Here is a 17,719-nt window from a genome sequence, read left to right on the forward strand (position 1 = left end):
ACAAGCAGCTGCAACACCTGAAGACAGGTGAATTTGCAATTCGGATTCTTAACTGACCCGATGACTTTGCTTTGTATCCTTATGCTGTTCATAATGGTTGATATGCTGTTTATTGCCTTGCTAGAGTCATTCTTTGCAAAAAACTCTTGGAGTTCACCGATAATATATCTATTTTTGTTCATGGCTAAAGGGTGCTATATCGTTTGTTTGGCGACATTAATATAGTGATAATCATCGAATTATCAAACTCTTTAGCCTTTTTTATTACATTATTTGAGTACTTGCGAAACTTGAAATATTTATTGCTTAATACATGCGTAATTTTGCGTAATTTAATTGTTGGTTAAGAAATCGGCAACTTCTATTTTTGCCTCACAAAATAAAAGATTGCCTATGAATACATTAAAATTGTTTTTAACATTGTCGCTTTTGGTGTCAGGTGGAATGGAATCAGCACAAGCATGTAAAGCACGTATTTTACTCTGTATTCTAGCTATATGCTGTTTCCCGTTGAGCATCTATAGCGCGCACAAAATAACAGGACACGTTACGGATTCGTCGCAGAATCCGATACCGATGGCTACCATACGGCTCCTACAGCCTGACTCTTCGTTCGTGAAAGGTACCGTAACCGATAACAACGGCATATTCAATCTTGAAAATATAAAAAATATGAGATTTTTACTTGTTGCATTAATGTTATTTAGCACTACTTTTTTATTAGCTCAAAACATAGATGTTAAAGGGAAAATAGTAGATACGAATCAGCAAATATTGGAGGGTGCATCTATAGCAGTTTACAAACAAGATACAGTGTTGGTGAGTGGAACCATATCCAATGCAAAAGGCATGTTTGAGTTGAAAGATATGCCTTCTGACCATTATAAGATAACCGTTTCATACGTGGGGTATGTTACTGAAAATATTCAACTTTCAGGGTTGAAGGAGGATATAGACTTAGGGGTCATTTCACTGGTTTCAGATACGGAACTTGAAGAAATAGTGGTAACAGGTTCCAGCAAGCGTTATGAAGTGAACCGCCAGATATTGATTCCCACCAAAGCGGTATCTGATATATCAAATAATGCATGGACACTGATTAAAAACATGCAGCTCTCGCGTATCCGAATCAACCCGATAACCAATGAAATTACCACCGATAACGGTGGAGCGGTATTGTTGCAAATCAATGGTGCACCGGCAGAACGGGCAGAAATTATGAATCTGAAAGCGAAAGACATTATCCGGATAGAGTATTTGGACCAGCCGGGAGTACGTTATCAAGCCGCCACCGTAATCAATTATATTGTAAAACAACGGGAACAGGGAGGATATCTGATGGCAAGTGCCAACCAAAATATTGACAAATATGGTATCGGACAATATACATTAGCAGGTAATTACAATTGGTCAAAATCACAACTGGGGGTAGTATTGGATTACAACCGTTCGTATGTACAATGGACTCGAGAAAATGAATATACCTATGCTTTGCCTGAAGGCGATGTAAAACGGGTGGAAACAGGCATTCCAACATTGTATAATGACCAAGCAGTGAAAGCCTCTGTGAAATACACGCTTTCTGAACCAGACAAATATCTGTTTAGTGCGACATTTCGTAATCACTTTAACACTGTACCAAACCAGTTTTCCGACCGCCAAGGCTATGCAACAACATCTAATTCCAAACAAGAAACATTTTTCCAAGATTTCTCTACTTGGAAAGAAAATACCCCATCGTTGGATTTGTATTACCAGCGTAATTTAAAGAATAAGCAATTGTTGATATTCAATGTCGTTGGAACGCTGATTGATTCTAAAAGTACACATGATTATAATGAACTTATAGACGATAACCCCTCGTACACAATTCATTCGGCGATAGACGGAACAAAACGTTCCATCATTGCCGAAGCGGTATATGAAAAAGATTTTGAGAACATGGGGATGTTTAATGCCGGTGTTCGCTACAACCAAAGCCGGACAGAAAATGATTATTCAGGTGATGTAATTTCGAACGTCAATCTGAATTATGCTGAATCCTATTTATTTGCAGATTATACTTATCGCAAGAGTGGTTTTAGCTTGAATACAGGAATCAGTGGAAAATATACTTATTATAAACAAGGCGACAAAGACTACAAGCGTTTCAATCCACAACCTCGCTTATTGGCTCAATATCGATTCAAAAACAATATGTCACTACGTTATCGTTTCAACATGGACGTGTCTTCCCCCTCGTTGTCTGACTTGAACGATGTAGACCAAGAAATAGACAAATGGCAAATCAAACGAGGTAATCCGTTTTTACAGAACAGTACAGAATATAGCCAAAGTTTGATGTATTCATACAACAACAAGTACTTCGATGTAGAATTGATCGGTGCTTATACGTATGCTGACAATCCTATCTATGAAACTGTTTTTGTGGAAAACAACCGAATTGTAAATACAATTGAAAATCAAAAAGACTGGCAACGCATACAGGTGCAGTCTACTTTCAATATCCATCCGATTGGCCAATATATCTCCTTACAACTTCGGCCACGCTTTTCGCGCTACATGATGCATGGAAACAATTATACACATACCTACAACAATTGGGCACTCTATGCAACCTTGGTCGCCAGTTACGGTCGATGGTTTCTGAATGCCCAAGTGGAGACCCGGCACAATACGCTGGAAGGCGAAACAATCACATACGGGCAAAACTTCCACATGATAGGAGCAGGATATAATGCCGATAAATGGAATCTCTCTGCTGGATTATTCCTCCCTTTCTCCAAGGATTATTCTCAGGCAACTCGTAATCTATCAAAAGCTGCTACCAGTTATTCAAATGTTCACTCCAATGATTTCCAAGCCTTAGTGTATGTCGCCGCTTCTATTAATCTGGACTTCGGGAAAAGGAAGAATGCGCAACGGCAACGTATCAATAATCAAGATACCGGATCTGGAGTATTGCAGTCTGGAAAGGCTAGCATGTAATATATAGATATAATATACAATGAATAAATATAGTGCCATTAGTATTCATCCGCTAGCTTCATCAGTACAAAGGGAGCGTATCTTACTTTCATATCAGGGACAATATTACGAAGCGAACCAGTCCATTGTGGAATTGGTAAAAGAATTGCAATTCCACGAGACGGAAGAAGAAGCCATTGCTGCCTACACTAAAAAGAAGGCAGGCAAATACACGCCCGAACAGGTACGGCTGATTATCGACAAGTTCATTACGCCCCTCTTTACGCCCAAGCCACCGAAGCGGTCTTTCCTCTACGAGAAGGAACTGTTCAGCGCGGCGGCGGTTGACAGATTCTCGGATGCGTTCCGCTTCCTGTTCAACCGTGGGTATATGCTGGCGGTGTTCCTTGTGGCTGCAGCCTTGGATGCCTGGTTCTTCCTCCGCACGCCCGACCTCCTGCTGTTCAACAACAAGGTGAACATCTATCTGGTGGTGGGACTGTTCGTCTTCATGCTGGCTTCATCGTTCTTTCACGAACTGGGGCACGCCTCCGCCTGCAAGCACTTCGGCGTACGGCACGGCGGCATCGGCTTCGGGCTGTACCTCAACTTCCCCGTACTCTATACCGATGTGACCGAAGTCTGGAAGCTGGACCGGACGCAACGGTGTGTGGTGAACCTGGCCGGGGTGTATTTCCAGAGCTATTGGCTTATAATCCTGCTGGTGGCCTTTCTGATGACGGGAAACGACATCGTCCGTTACCTGATTCTGGTGATGAACCTCGGTTTCGTGATGACCCTGAATCCCTTCTTCAAGTTCGACGGCTACTGGCTGGCATCCGACCTGCTGGGGGTGCCCAACCTGCGGCAGCGTTCGCTGGAACTGCTGGGCTACGTATGGAAGAAGCTGTGGAAAAGACCGGAAGGCAAACGTCCTTACCTGCTGCAGATCCGTCCGCTGGAGCGGTACGGGCTGCTCGTCTATTCGGTGACGGTCAATCTTTTTATGGGATTCTACTTCGTATATGTCATTCCGACCTTCCTGTACCGGTTTGTACAGACCTTCCCCGACGCGGTGAACGAACTGATTCTTTACCTGTCGAACCGGATGATGCCGCCGTTTGCCTTGCTGCGTAACATCGGCATGCAGCTGGTCTTTCTCGGACTGATAGGCTATCTGGTATACAGGTCTGTTATCCCTCTGGTAAGACGTTATGGAAGAAATAAGATACAGCGGGGGTAAAGAAATCTGTGTGGCGCTTGGGGTGACGATTCTTCTGGCACTGTTCCTGTTCAGGGTGGAAGATTCGTACCGCATCGGCCTGTTGCTGGTGGCTGGGGCACTGCTGCTCCTGCGCCCGCTTCCTTTCCGGAAATGGAGCCGGCTGGACGGATGCGTAGCGGCCCTTGCCCTGTCCGACCTCTTTTCCTGTTTTTATGCAGCCTGTCCGATACCTGCCCTGGACGCGGCTTTTTATTCGGCCTATATGCTGGCAACGTATTTTGTCTGCCGGAGGCTGTTCGCCCACGGGCGTGCCTTGCAGGTTTTACGTGTGGGAAGCTTGTTCCCGATAGGAGCTGCCCTCCTGCTGGCTGTCTGTTCCTTCTTTGTTTTCCGAAGCTCGGTACTGGAAGCCGGGTTCGAAGATACGTATCATTTCCGCTTTTTGTTCCGTCCGTTGGGCTACATCACCAACATCTGGGCAGAAGTGCTGCTGATGGTGTCCGGGTGGATTTGCCTGATGCGCCGTTGGTCGGTACCGCTTCAGTTTTTATGCCTTCTGGCCATCCTGCTTTCCTTTTCGCGCGGTGCCTATGTTGCACTCGGCATTTATCTGCTTTTTGCACTGCTGTTTTTCCCGAAAGCAGAAAAACTGCGGTTGTGGCTGCCGGCTGTGGCCGCCATGCTTCTGGTTGCAGTCCTCTTGCCAAAGGAGATGCACACCACCCTGCAGATGAACCGTACCGCTTCTCAGCAGCAGAGCACCGAGAGCCGGATAAGCGGCACTGCGGCTGCCTGGCAGGCGTTTACGGAACGTCCCTTCATGGGGTATGGAAACGGTAATTATACGTATGCCGTTGATGCCATTACCGGACAGGACAGTACGAAGCCGTTTACTTCCATTGCCCCCAGCTTGCCGGTTCAGCTTCTGGTCGAGAAGGGCATATGCGGAACGTTGGTTTATCTGTTTGCAGGAATAATGATAGTCCGGACCTTGTGGCAGCATCGGAAAAAGCCGGACAGCCGCATCATTGCAGCAACCCTGCTGGCTGTCCTCGTGAAAGATTTCGCTCAGGCCACATGGCTGGGTACGCCTGTTTTGCTGCTGATGTCTTATATCTTGCCGGCTTATCTGCAACGGGATGAAACCCTTTCAGCCGAAACAGACCGTACGGCTTATATGGTTCCGGCATTTGCAGTGGCTTTATGGGTGAGCTGGAACATTCCGTCGTTCCGTTTTCTGACAGATTCCACTCTCGATTATTTGCAGGACAGGAACTATGATGCTGCCTGTGCCTGCCATCCGGAAGATGTCCAGCTGCAATATCTGTATGCCCTGTCCGTAGCAAATGAATATCCCGAAAAATCAGACTCGATTTTGGAATCTCTTGCGTCCCGTTATCCGAGGAACAGCCTGTATCTGTCGGCATACGCCAGACGATGCTATCAGCAAGGCGACAGTGCGGCTGCTTTACAGCTGATGGCGGAAGCCGTACGTTACACACCGCGTATGGCCAATGGCGAACTGATGCAGGCATGGAAGCATCAAGATTCACTGTTCTACAACCGGGTGTGGGAGGCAGCCGTTTCTTTTCGTCCCGCACCGGGCGCGGCACCTGCCGATTATGCCCGTTACGGCTATCTGGCATATACAGCCGGGGATACGCTGCAAGCTGAAAAGTATCTGCGACAGGCTGTCCGTGCATTGCCCAATCTGACGACTCCATGGCTGCTGCTGGGTGATACGATGAAATACCGTCTGCTTATTTATGGTGCCTTCCAGCGGGATTTGTCGCATAAAAAACTGCCGGAACAGCCTGTTCTTACTTCCGACAGCCTTTTCTATATGAATTACGATTTGAAAGTACAGAACTGGTATGGCGGTAGTCTGAATCAATAATTCATAAACAATGAAGGTTATACATCCACCAGAATAAAAGCGACTACCAAGGAACTACCGGCAGCAGTCCAACCTTCCTATTCATCGCTACAGACCGCCTTCCACTCGCCGATGGTCCCCGTCTCGGAAGAAAAGACGGCACCTATCCTGTACAACTTGCGGGGATCGGAAGCGTATTCGCGGGCATAACCCTTCTCCTCTATCTGGCGCAACGCATCGGAAGCCGTACCGTCCAGCTTGAACTCGAAAATGTAGACATACTCCGGAGTCTCTACGATACAGTCCACACGGCCCTGGATCTGAACCTTCTCCACATACACCGTATAGACACTCACCAGACGCATGATCAGATAAAAAGTATACTGGAAATAACGCTCACGCTCGGCCTCATCCTCCTTGCGGCGCATCGTATAGGGTATACCTGCCAGAAAGGAGGTGAACAGCGTACAGAGCTTTTCCGGATTGCCGGCTTCCATGGAATCAACAACATCGTCAATCCAATTGGATACTAGCTGCTTGGGCCTTAAATAGGAAGTTGCCAGAGCTGTCAGAAATCCGTTCTTCACCTCGTTGTTAGGAAAATCCAGCAGGAACTTGTTCCGTCTCATGTCATAATCCTTGATGGTCAGGTAACCGCTCTGGTAGATCATCGGCAGGGGCTGTTCCATGTCGGCCTTGTAGTCGATAAACTCCTCGGGACGGTAATATTTGCCAGTCAGTTCGTTCATGTTCTCACGGAAATGGGACAGCAGCCATACCAAATAGGTAGGAGTTCCCGAACTGAACCAGTAATCGTAGATGCGGCGCTTGCTGAAAGCATTGAGCAGACTGAACGGATTGTATATATCCGTCAGCCGGTCGCTGAAATGATACCCGTCATATTGCAGTTTCAACCGCTGACGCATCTCCTCTGCCGTACAACGGTAATCCGCAGCCATGCGTGCTACAGGCTCCGCAAAATAACGGTCCAACTCCTCCTGGGTTATGCCGCAAAGCGACTCGTAGTCCATGCTCATGCTGATGTCGTCGGGCTGGTTGAAACCGCTGAAAACACTCACCTGAGAGAACTTGGTCACACCCGTCAGAAGCACGAACTGAAGGTGACGGTCGGCAGCCTTGAATACCGAATAGAAACCCTTCAGTACGTTCCGGTGGCGGTCTTCCAGCGCGGTGTCCACATCGAGCACATCCAGTATCGGCTTGTCGTACTCATCAATCAGCACTACGGCACGGCGGCCGCTCTCTTCGTGGGCGGCACGGAGCACTTCTGCAAAGCGATCGCCCAAGCCAAGTTCCTTCTCACGGCCCGAAAGACCATACTGACGCTCCCATTCGGAAATATAGAACCTCAGTTTATTCTCCAGCTCACCGGCATTGGTATAATTCCCTCCGTTGAAATCCACATGAAATACCGGATAGACATACCAGTCCTTCTCCAGGCGCTCCATGGCCAGACCGCGGAACAGCTCCTTACGTCCCTGATAATAGTTCTCCAGCGTAGAGACCAACAGGCTCTTCCCGAAACGGCGGGGACGGCTCAGGAAACAGATACTGCTCTCGTGGGTCAGCCTGTAGATTAATTCAGTCTTGTCGACATAGACGTAACCGCCTTCGATGATGCGTTCGAAACTCTGTATGCCAATGGGATATTTCATGTAGCTATGAATATTAATAATGGATAACGGAAAAACGTTTGAAATTCAAAGATACAAAAAAGTCGGGGAGAGTCAAACGAAAAAACTGTTTTTTCAAGTTTGATTCTCCCCGAATCGCTTCGATATTCGTTTGATACAAATCCAACATAACCCAAAGAATCTGTACCAGCGAAAACGAAAAGCTATCTGAAACAAGTATTCGCTATCCGGTATATTCAACAAAAAACAGCCTGCCTACAGTACAAAACTGTAGACAGGCTGCTTATGATAAAATACATAAATTATACGCGTGAAAGAACCGGATTGGCTCCCGAAGTAAGTTTCAGTGCTTCCGGATGTTCTTTGATAAAGGATTCGATATGACGGATACGTTTCTCTTCCAATATCTCATCAACCGCAATCAGAATACCGGTTTCTTCTACATCGCCGAATCCGTCGTTAATGGCTGTACCGAACATACGCATGGTAGGCGACAAACTCATATAGGCATTCACCAACGGAGGTATGTTATATCCCAGTTTACGGACTTCCGTATTCAGTACCTTATAATCTTCCTTGAAAGTCGCATTACAGAAAAGCTTTTCCAACACAGCCGGGTCTGCTTCTATCTGCAACGGAACCATCGGAGTAATCAGATTATCCTTGTCCGAAAAATGTTTCTTCAGGAAATACAGAATCATATCGCGTCCGAAACGGTTGTAGCTGGGATACATCGTCATCTTTCCGAAGAAATACTTGACATTCGGTTTCACCACCGTCAGAGCGCCAAGACCATCCCACAAGTTATCCAAGGCAAACAAGCCCTTCGAGCCCGCACGGGTAGACTGATATTCCAAGGTAACGAACGAACGTCCCAGTTCGATGGTAGTCGGAAGATATTCTTTCAGGAATTTTTCAGAGAAATTGAACATGTGAGCCGTAGCCAACATCGGTTTCCCCTCTGCATCAAACTGCACTTCATCGCCCAACAGATAACGGTAGCCTCCCAGAATCTCTTCAGCTTCAGGATCCCATACAACCAATTGCTTGTATGGATGCTCCATCACATCGTATTCATCGAGGTCCATCGATTTCCCTGTACCTCCTCCCGCTGCACGGAACGCAATCTCACGCAAACGTCCGATTTCCTTCAGTACGTTCGGAGAATCCTGCCAGGTAACGATATAGATTTCGTTATTACTTTTATTCGTCGACCTCAGCCGCTTGTCTTCTGTCAATTCCGATTTTAGCACTTGTCTATCAATCGGAGCAATTATATCTTCCATACTTATCTTTTAAATCCTCAAAATTAAATCTTATACACCAGTTCGCGTACATAATCGGCCCATTCGGCAGGAGTCTTGGATTTATCGAACGTCTGCCAAGGAATCGGCTTTCCAATGGTTACCTTGAAGGTCTTGTGACGATTCTTATACATCTCATCCGCCAGATAAAGCATCGCAATGTTGAATTTGATACCCAAGAACTTACAAAGGTTAGCCAAATTGTAGAAGAAATTTGAGTTCCGACCCTCAAAATGGATAGGAACCACCATCCGCTGTGTCTCAACACTTTTGGTAACGAAAGTTTTTTTCCACGGCAAATCTTTGATAACCCCCTGTTGTCTGCGTGAACAGAGACCGGCGGGGAACATGATGATATGGTCGTCCGACTTGAATCCGGCCTCTACCATGCGTGGAAAATCGCGTGACTGGGCACCGGTCTTATTGATAGGAATACATAACGGGGCCAGTCCGTGCAGATTCATCAACAAATCATTCACCAGATATTTGATACGCCCGTTATAGTGGGTTCCAAGCACATACCCTAACGCTATTCCATCCTGACCGCCCAACGGGTGATTGGAAACAAAGGTACACAAGCCCTCTTGAGGCAAATTCTCCAGACCGTTTACCTCCAGCTTCACATCAAGATAATCCATACATGCCTTCAGAAAATCGACTCCCGTCTTATCGGAAACGCCCTTCAGAAAACTGTTGATTTCATCCTGATGCACAATACGTTTCAAATATGACACGACGAACCGGGGAATCCGTTTGGCCTTTTTCCCCGCCTTTTCCCGAAGGACCTTGTCTATGTCAATTAAAAAAATCGAATTGTCTGCCATCACTTCATATTAGGTTTTCTTTGCAAAAGTAACTTATCTTTTGAAAAATTACTCATTCACGACTGAAAAATTACTCATTCACGACCAAAAAATACACTTTTCAGACCTAAAAAACTGATAAATGATGACAATTACGGGCATTTCTTGCACACGTCTGTATACTTTTGTGTATTATCACAAGGGGCAAAACCATTCAAATGGAAAAACAGCCGAATAAAGGGTCCGCCAATCAACAACCTGTTGATAACTTCTCGGAAAATAATTGCTTGAACATAGTGGCTGTTTTTACGGAATTGTCTAATTTTACACCTTGATATATTATAAAAAGAAATTTTACAAAAACTGTCAAGAAAAATGAACGAAGCAGAACAGACATACCACGTCCCCGTACTCCTGCATGAAAGCATCGAGGGTATGCACATACAGCCAGGGGGGACTTATGTAGACGTTACATTCGGAGGAGGGGGACACTCAAAAGGAATCTTGAGCGCCATGGACGCCACAGGCAGACTGTTCAGTTTCGACCAGGACCAGGATGCCGAGCGCAACATCGTGGACGACAAACGGTTCACATTCGTCCGGAGCAATTTCCGCTACCTGCATAACTTCCTGCGATATTATGGGGTAGACCAAGTGGATGCCATTCTGGCCGACCTGGGTGTTTCTTCCCACCATTTCGACGACTCGGAGCGGGGCTTTTCTTTCCGGTTCGACGGACAGCTGGACATGCGCATGAACAAACGGGCAGGAATGACGGCCGCAGACATCGTAAACACTTACGACGAAGAACGGTTGGCAGACATTTTCTACCTATACGGAGAGCTGAAGAACAGCCGCAAACTGGCTGCTGTACTAGTAAAAGCCCGTATGCAACAGAAAATAGCTACCATCGGCGACTTCCTGGAAATCATCAAGCCCCTGTTCGGAAAAGAACGGGAAAAGAAAGAACTCGCCAAAGTATTCCAGGCACTCCGCATAGAGGTGAATCAGGAAATGGAAGCGCTGAAAGAAATGTTGTATGCGGCTACCGAAGCTTTGAGACCGGGAGGCAGACTCGTTATCATCACCTATCATTCCCTGGAAGACCGGATGGTAAAGAACGTCATGAAGACCGGAAACGTGGAAGGGAAAGCCGAAAAAGATTTCTTCGGCAACATACAGACACCTTTCAAACTGGTAAACAACAAAGTGATTGTACCTTCTGAAGAAGAGATTACCCGTAACCCACGCTCCAGAAGCGCTAAATTACGTATTGCAGAAAAGAAATAAAAAACACGAAAGGCATGGAACAACCGAACAACAAACAGAAAGAAGCATCGCACATCAGCCTCCGGAGTATACTCGGAGGAGAAATCCTGGTGCACAGTTTCCTGCGGAGACAAGTGTATCTGCTCATCCTGATTGTGATACTGACCATTCTATACATAGACAACCGCTATTCCAGCCAGCAGGAACTGATTGAAATAGACCGGCTGAAGAAGGAACTGACAGACATCAAATATGATGCCTTGACCATTTCATCAGAACTGACGGAAAAAAGCCGGCAGTCACGCATCGAAGAATATATTTCGGCCGAGGGCAGACAACTGCAAACAGCAGCTACCCCACCCTTTTTAATCAAGGAAGAAGAAGAATAAAAGTACAACTATGGCACCGGGACAAAAAGACATATTACCACGTTTTACCATCATTCTGTTCGTAATGGCACTGATGGCTATTGCAGTCATCGCAAAAGCAGGATTCATTATGTTCGCAGAACGAGGGTATTGGGAGGAAGTAGCCGACCGCTTCGTCAAAGAAAACGTAGTGGTACACCCGAACCGGGGGAATATCATTTCCTCGGACGGAAAACTGATGGCCAGCAGTCTTCCGGAATATAAGATTTACATGGACTTCCTGGCTGGAGGGAAAGAAAAAGACAGCCTACTGATGGCACACCTGACTGAAATATGCGAAGGATTACACCAGATTCTTCCGGACAGAAGTGCTGAAGCTTTCCGGAAACATATCCTGCAAGGGCGCCGGGAAAAAAGCCGCAATTACCTGCTCTACCCGAAACGAATCTCTTACATCGAATATAAGCAGGTCAAAGAATTACCCGTATTCAACCTGAGCAAGTATAAGGGAGGCTTCCACGAACTGGCTTTCAACCAGCGCAAAAAACCGTTCGGTTCATTAGCCATGCGAACATTGGGAGACATGTATCCGGATATGGCTCAAGGGGCAAAAAACGGTCTGGAACTGACTTACGATTCCATTCTGCGCGGTACGGACGGTATCACACACCGCCAGAAAGTGATGAACAAGTACCTGAATATCGTAGACAAACCGGCAGTAGACGGTTATGATATCATTACGACCATCGATGTAGGTATCCAGGATATCGCGGAAAAAGCATTGGTGGACCAATTGAAGAACCTGAATGCCGTGTGGGGAGTTGCCATCGTCATGGATGTAGCTACCGGTGATGTGAAAGCCAACGTGAACATGACCCGGGGAGGCGACGGCAATTATTACGAAATGAAGAATCTGGCTGTAAGTAACCTGATGGAACCGGGTTCTACCTTCAAGACAGCTTCTATCATGGTAGCCTTGGAAGACAAATACATCACACCCGATTACGAAGTAGACACCCAGAGCGGTATCGTCAACATGCACGGCAGCTGGATGAGAGACTGGAACTGGCACCGGGGCGGCTATGGGAAAATTGATGTCACCCGGATTCTGGAGGTATCTTCAAATGTAGGTGTATCCAGCATCATCGACAAGTTCTATCGGGACAATCCGCAGAAATTCGTCGACGGTCTACGGCGTATGAGCATCGACAAGCCTCTGAACCTAGGATTCGTAGGAGAAGCCAGTCCACGCATTCTCGGCCCGAAAGAGCGTTATTTTGCCAAGACTACCCTGCCATGGATGAGTATCGGATATGAAACACAGATACCACCCATCTACATTCTGAACTTCTACAACGCCATTGCCAATAATGGGGTCATGGTAAAGCCGAAGTTCGTAAAAGCCATTGCCAAGGACGGGGACATTGTAGAAGAATATCCTACCGAGGTCGTGAATCCGAAAATCTGTTCGGACACCACCCTGACCCAGATACGAACAATCTTGCAGAAAGTGGTATCCGAAGGATTGGCCAAACCTGCAGGAAGCAAACAATTCAATGTATCCGGGAAAACAGGAACCGCACAGATTTCACAAGGAGCCGCCGGCTATAAGAGCGGAGGTGTGAAATATATGGTCAGTTTCTGTGGATATTTCCCTTCGGAAGCTCCGAAATACAGCTGTCTGGTTCAGATTGAAATACCTCACGGTCCTGCATCCGGAGGTCTACAGGCCGGTAGCGTGTTCAGCCGCATCGCCGAACGGGTCTATGCAAAGCACCTGTACCGTGACCTGGCACATGCCAAAGATTCGACGGCCATTCTGGTGCCCGACATCAAGAACGGTGACATCAAAGAAGCGGCCTACGTACTGCAGGCATTGAACGTAAGCAACAACGGAAGTTCCCTGAAAGGCGAAGGCCCCATCTGGGGGAAAGCACAGACTTCTGCCAACTATGCAACCTTCGAAAAGGTAAAGAAAAGCAAAAGTCTGATTCCGAATGTACGAGGAATGGGAGCCAAGGATGCAGTCTACCTGCTGGAAAGTATGGGACTGAAAGTACATCTGACTGGAGTAGGCCGGGTAACTGCCCAAAACATGACTCCGGGCTCTTCATTCAAGAAAGGACAAACCATAACATTGACACTTAACCATTGATATAGATATGAAACTGGAGATTATTCTCAAGAACATCAAGACCTGTTCAATTACAGGTAACCAAGAACTGGAAATAACCGGTATCAACATAGACTCACGCCTCATCGAAAAAGGACACCTTTTCGTTGCGGTAAAAGGGACACAAACCGATGGTCATACCTACATTGGGAAAGCCATTGAGAAAGGTGCAGCAGCGATTGTCTGCGAGACATTGCCGGAAACACTGCATCCGGAAGTAACCTACATCCAGGTTACCGACACTGAAGATGCGGTAGGAAGACTGGCCACCAACTATTATGGAGACCCGACATCCAAATTAGATCTGGTAGGAGTAACCGGTACTAACGGGAAAACGACTGTCGCCACCTTATTATATAATATGTTCCGTCAGTTCGGTTACAAAGTAGGACTGATTTCGACCGTATGCAATTACATCGACGGAGAAGCTATTCCAACCGACCATACGACCCCTGACCCGATCACCCTGAACAAGCTATTGGGAAGAATGGCGGACGAAGGCTGCAAATATGCTTTTATGGAGGTCAGTTCGCATGCGGTGGCACAGAAACGTATCGGCGGATTGAAATTTGCCGGCGGTATCTTCACCAACATCACCCGCGATCATCTGGATTACCACAAGACTTTTGAGAATTATCTCAAGGCAAAGAAAGCATTCTTTGACAATCTGCCCAAAACAGCTTTTGCGCTGACCAACGAGGATGATAAGAACGGTATGGTTATGGTACAAAACACCAAAGCGAAAACAGCAACCTACTCTCTGCGTACCCTGGCCGATTTCAAGGGGAAAGTACTGGAAGACGGATTCGAAGGGATGTTGCTGGATATCAACAACCGCGAAGTGAATGTACAGTTCATCGGCCGGTTCAACGCCTCCAACCTTCTGGCTGTGTATGGAGCCGCTTGTCTGCTGGGTAAACAACCGGAAGAAGTACTGCTGATTCTAAGTACCCTACGCCCGGTATCAGGCCGTTTCGATGCCATCCGCTCTCCGAAAGGCTATACGGCCATCGTAGATTATGCCCACACACCGGACGCATTGGTCAATGTCTTGGAAGCTATCCACGAAGTACTTCGTGGCAGAGGACAGGTAATCACCGTAGTAGGTGCCGGCGGTAACCGGGACAAAGGGAAACGACCGCTGATGGCACAGGAATCTGTCAAACGAAGCGACAAGGTTATCATCACTTCCGATAACCCACGCTTTGAAGAGCCTCAGGATATCATCAACGATATGCTGGCCGGATTGACCGATACAGACATGCAGAAAGTAATCTCCATCGCCGACCGAAAAGAAGCCATCCGCACCGCCTGTATGTTGGCTCAACGGGGGGATGTCATCCTGATAGCCGGAAAAGGCCACGAGAACTACCAGGAAATCAAAGGGGTGAAACACCATTTTGATGACAAGGAAATAGTAAAGGATATTTTTGAAAAGGAACATTAATCTGATAAGACAATGTTATACTATCTGTTCAATTATTTAGAGCAATTTGATTTCCCGGGAGCGCGGATGTTCGGTTATGTATCGTTCCGAGCGCTGATGGCGGTCATCTTGTCCCTGCTGATATCATCGATTTTCGGTGAATACTTCATCAACCTGTTAAAGCGAAAGCAGATTACAGAAACACAGCGGGATGCCTCCATTGACCCTTTCAATGTCAACAAGGTAGGTGTTCCGACGATGGGAGGTATCATCATCATTGTAGCCATTTTGATACCGTGTCTGCTGTTGGGTAAACTGCACAATATCTATATGATTCTGATGCTGATAACGACAGTCTGGCTAGGCACCCTAGGTTTTCTGGACGATTACATCAAAGTATTCCGGAAAGACAAAGAAGGACTGCACGGAAAATTCAAGATTATCGGTCAGGTGGGCTTAGGATTCATCGTCGGTATGACTTTGTACCTGAGTCCGGATGTCGTCATCCGCGAGAACGTCGAAATACAGAAAAACGGTGAGATTGTCAATGTCATCCATAAGACAGACAATCAGAAATCGACAAAGACCACCATACCGTTCTTCAAGAACAACAACCTGGATTATGCCGACATCGTAGGCTTCATGGGAGACCATGCCCAGACAGCCGGATGGATTGTCTTTGTACTGATTACCATCTTTGTCGTTACAGCTGTATCGAACGGAGCCAACCTGAACGACGGAATGGATGGAATGACCGCGGGAAATTCAGCCATCATCGGGGTTACACTCGGTATTCTGGCTTATGTATCCAGCCACATTGAGTATGCAGGTTATCTGAATATCATGTACATCCCCGGAAGCGAGGAACTGGTTATCTTCATCTGTGCCTTCATTGGAGCCCTGATCGGTTTCCTGTGGTACAATGCATTCCCGGCACAGGTATTCATGGGAGATACCGGCAGTCTGACTATCGGTGGTATCATTGCCGTGTTTGCCATCATCATCCACAAGGAACTGCTGATTCCGATTCTCTGTGGAGTATTCCTGGTAGAGAACCTGTCAGTAATCCTGCAAGTGAAATATTTCCAGTCCGGAAAGAAGAAAGGGCTGAAACGGCGCGTATTCAAACGTGCGCCGATTCATGACCACTTCCGGACTACAATGGCCCAACTCGACCCGAGCTGTACGTACTTGTTCACACGCCCTAACAGCGTATTTCATGAATCGAAGATTACCGTCCGCTTTTGGATTGTAACCATCGTATTAGCTGCAATAACTATTATAACGTTAAAGATAAGATAAAAAGCCATGGCAAAAAGAATTGTCATCTTAGGAGCCGGTGAAAGCGGCGCGGGAGCTGCCGTACTGGCACAGAAACAAGGATTCGATACCTTTGTTTCAGACATGTCCCAAATTAAGGACAAATACAAGAACATGCTGAATGAGAGAGGCATCCAGTGGGAAGAAGGGAAACATACCGAAGAGCTGATTCTGAATGCGGACGAAATCATCAAAAGCCCGGGTATCCCCAACGATGCTCCAATGATTCTGAAACTGAAAGCACAAGGTACACCGATTATTTCGGAAATCGAATTTGCCGGACGGTATACCAATGCCAAAATGATTTGTATCACAGGTAGTAACGGTAAGACGACAACTACCTCACTGATTTACCATATCTTCAAGAAAGCCGGTCTGAATGTGGGACTGGCAGGAAACATCGGTCAAAGTCTGGCTTATCAGGTAGCGGAATGCAATTATGACTACTATGTCATTGAGCTGAGCAGTTTCCAACTGGACAACATGTACAAGTTCCATGCAAACATTGCCGTATTGATGAACATCACGCCAGACCATCTGGACCGCTATAATTACGAACTACAGAACTATGTAGATGCAAAGTTCCGTATCATCCAAAACCAGACAAACGAAGATGCCTTCATCTTCTGGAACGATGACCCGGTCATTCAGCGTGAACTCCATAAATACGGTATACACGGACAATATTACCCATTTGCCGAGAAGAAAGAGGAAGGCGCGGCTGCTTTCGTTGAACAGAATAAGGTGTACTTCACCCGCCCCATAGCCTTCAACATGGAGCAGGAAGAACTGGCATTGACCGGGACCCACAACCTGTTCAACTCCATGGCTGCCGGTATTTCTGCCAACATCGCCGGTATCCGGAACGAATGTATCCGGGAAGCTTTGAGCGATTTTAAAGGCGTGGAACATCGTCTGGAAAAAGTAGCCCGCGTACGTGGAGTGGAATACATCAACGATTCCAAAGCTACGAATGTCAACTCCTGCTGGTATGCCTTGCAAAGCATGAAGACAAAAACAGTACTGATTTTGGGAGGAAAAGACAAAGGAAACGATTATAACGAAATCGCCCAACTGGTGAAAGAAAAATGTTCCGGTCTGATATTCCTGGGTCTGCACAACGAAAAGCTTCATGCCTTCTTTGATAGCTTCGGCTTACCGATTGTAGATGTACAGAGCATGCAGGATGCGGTAAATGCAGCCTATCAGATGGCCCAGAAGGGTGAAACAGTCCTGCTGAGTCCTTGCTGTGCCAGCTTCGACCTGTTCAAAAGCTACGAGGACCGTGGTGATCAATTCAAAGCATGTGTAAACAAACTATAAATCAAAATAC

The 17,719-nt window shown here is 46.6% G+C and carries 12 protein-coding genes and 1 pseudogene; 9 read left to right on the forward strand and 4 right to left on the reverse strand.

Annotation, left to right across the window (positions count from 1 at the left end; translation table 11 throughout):
- Nucleotides 1–182, reverse strand: a pseudogene (locus C510_RS17655) (IS4 family transposase); the annotation flags it as partial.
- A gap of 211 nt (nucleotides 183–393) precedes the next feature.
- Between C510_RS17655 and C510_RS0113905 the strand changes: the two are divergent.
- The 3 genes from C510_RS0113905 to C510_RS0113915 are packed head-to-tail and all read left to right on the forward strand — an operon-like array spanning nucleotide 394 to nucleotide 6,089.
- Nucleotides 394–2,988, forward strand: a complete 2,595-nt coding sequence (locus C510_RS0113905; RefSeq protein WP_154651993.1) for a carboxypeptidase regulatory-like domain-containing protein — start codon at nucleotides 394–396, stop codon at nucleotides 2,986–2,988.
- Nucleotides 2,989–3,007: 19 nt separating this feature from the next.
- A complete protein-coding gene (locus tag C510_RS0113910) occupies nucleotides 3,008–4,210 on the forward strand; it encodes a zinc metalloprotease (protein WP_018711886.1) in 1,203 nt (400 codons plus the stop codon).
- On the forward strand, nucleotides 4,182–6,089 hold the full coding sequence (locus tag C510_RS0113915; RefSeq protein ID WP_025892257.1) for an O-antigen ligase family protein: 1,908 nt from the start codon (nucleotides 4,182–4,184) through the stop codon (nucleotides 6,087–6,089). The genes C510_RS0113910 and C510_RS0113915 overlap by 29 nt, the downstream gene beginning before the upstream one ends.
- A 77-nt stretch (nucleotides 6,090–6,166) precedes the next feature.
- On the opposite strand, the gene C510_RS0113920 is transcribed toward C510_RS0113915, so the two are convergent.
- The 3 genes from C510_RS0113920 to glsA all read right to left on the reverse strand — a co-directional run bounded on the left by C510_RS0113920 (nucleotide 6,167) and on the right by glsA (nucleotide 9,851).
- On the reverse strand, nucleotides 6,167–7,744 hold the full coding sequence (locus tag C510_RS0113920; protein WP_018711888.1) for an ATP-binding protein: 1,578 nt from the start codon (nucleotides 7,742–7,744) through the stop codon (nucleotides 6,167–6,169).
- 281 nt (nucleotides 7,745–8,025) lie between these two features.
- Entirely contained in the window at nucleotides 8,026–9,009 is a 984-nt protein-coding gene (glsB, locus tag C510_RS0113925) for a glycine N(alpha)-acyltransferase GlsB (RefSeq protein ID WP_018711889.1), read from the reverse strand.
- A 23-nt stretch (nucleotides 9,010–9,032) separates the two neighbouring features.
- Nucleotides 9,033–9,851 (reverse strand): lyso-glycine lipid O-acyltransferase GlsA, encoded by an 819-nt coding sequence (glsA, locus tag C510_RS0113930; RefSeq protein ID WP_018711890.1) that lies wholly within the window; start codon nucleotides 9,849–9,851, stop codon nucleotides 9,033–9,035.
- Nucleotides 9,852–10,205: 354 nt separating this feature from the next.
- Between glsA and rsmH the strand changes: the two genes are divergently transcribed.
- From rsmH to murD, 6 genes are read left to right on the forward strand one after another with little or no spacing between them, the layout of a single operon-like run.
- Complete coding sequence (gene rsmH, locus C510_RS0113935; protein WP_018711891.1) at nucleotides 10,206–11,120, forward strand: 16S rRNA (cytosine(1402)-N(4))-methyltransferase RsmH; 915 nt, start codon at nucleotides 10,206–10,208, stop codon at nucleotides 11,118–11,120.
- Nucleotides 11,121–11,134: 14 nt separating this feature from the next.
- The gene (locus C510_RS0113940) at nucleotides 11,135–11,488 is read left to right on the forward strand and encodes an FtsL-like putative cell division protein (RefSeq protein ID WP_018711892.1); all 354 of its coding nucleotides are present in this window, start codon (nucleotides 11,135–11,137) and stop codon (nucleotides 11,486–11,488) included.
- Between the two features lie 10 nt (nucleotides 11,489–11,498).
- Nucleotides 11,499–13,622 carry a penicillin-binding protein gene (locus C510_RS0113945; RefSeq protein ID WP_018711893.1) on the forward strand — a complete coding sequence of 708 codons (2,124 nt, stop codon included), beginning with the start codon at nucleotides 11,499–11,501 and terminating at the stop codon, nucleotides 13,620–13,622.
- Between the two features lie 7 nt (nucleotides 13,623–13,629).
- The gene (locus C510_RS0113950; protein WP_018711894.1) at nucleotides 13,630–15,087 is read left to right on the forward strand and encodes a UDP-N-acetylmuramoyl-L-alanyl-D-glutamate--2,6-diaminopimelate ligase; all 1,458 of its coding nucleotides are present in this window, start codon (nucleotides 13,630–13,632) and stop codon (nucleotides 15,085–15,087) included.
- 12 nt (nucleotides 15,088–15,099) lie between these two features.
- Nucleotides 15,100–16,368: a phospho-N-acetylmuramoyl-pentapeptide-transferase gene (locus tag C510_RS0113955; RefSeq protein ID WP_018711895.1), complete on the forward strand. Its 1,269-nt coding sequence runs from the start codon at nucleotides 15,100–15,102 to the stop codon at nucleotides 16,366–16,368.
- A 6-nt stretch (nucleotides 16,369–16,374) separates the two neighbouring features.
- A complete protein-coding gene (gene murD, locus C510_RS0113960) occupies nucleotides 16,375–17,709 on the forward strand; it encodes a UDP-N-acetylmuramoyl-L-alanine--D-glutamate ligase (RefSeq protein WP_018711896.1) in 1,335 nt (444 codons plus the stop codon).
- Nucleotides 17,710–17,719: the final 10 nt, after the last annotated feature.

The organism is Phocaeicola barnesiae DSM 18169 = JCM 13652, from assembly GCF_000374585.1.
Lineage (GTDB): Bacteria > Bacteroidota > Bacteroidia > Bacteroidales > Bacteroidaceae > Phocaeicola > Phocaeicola barnesiae.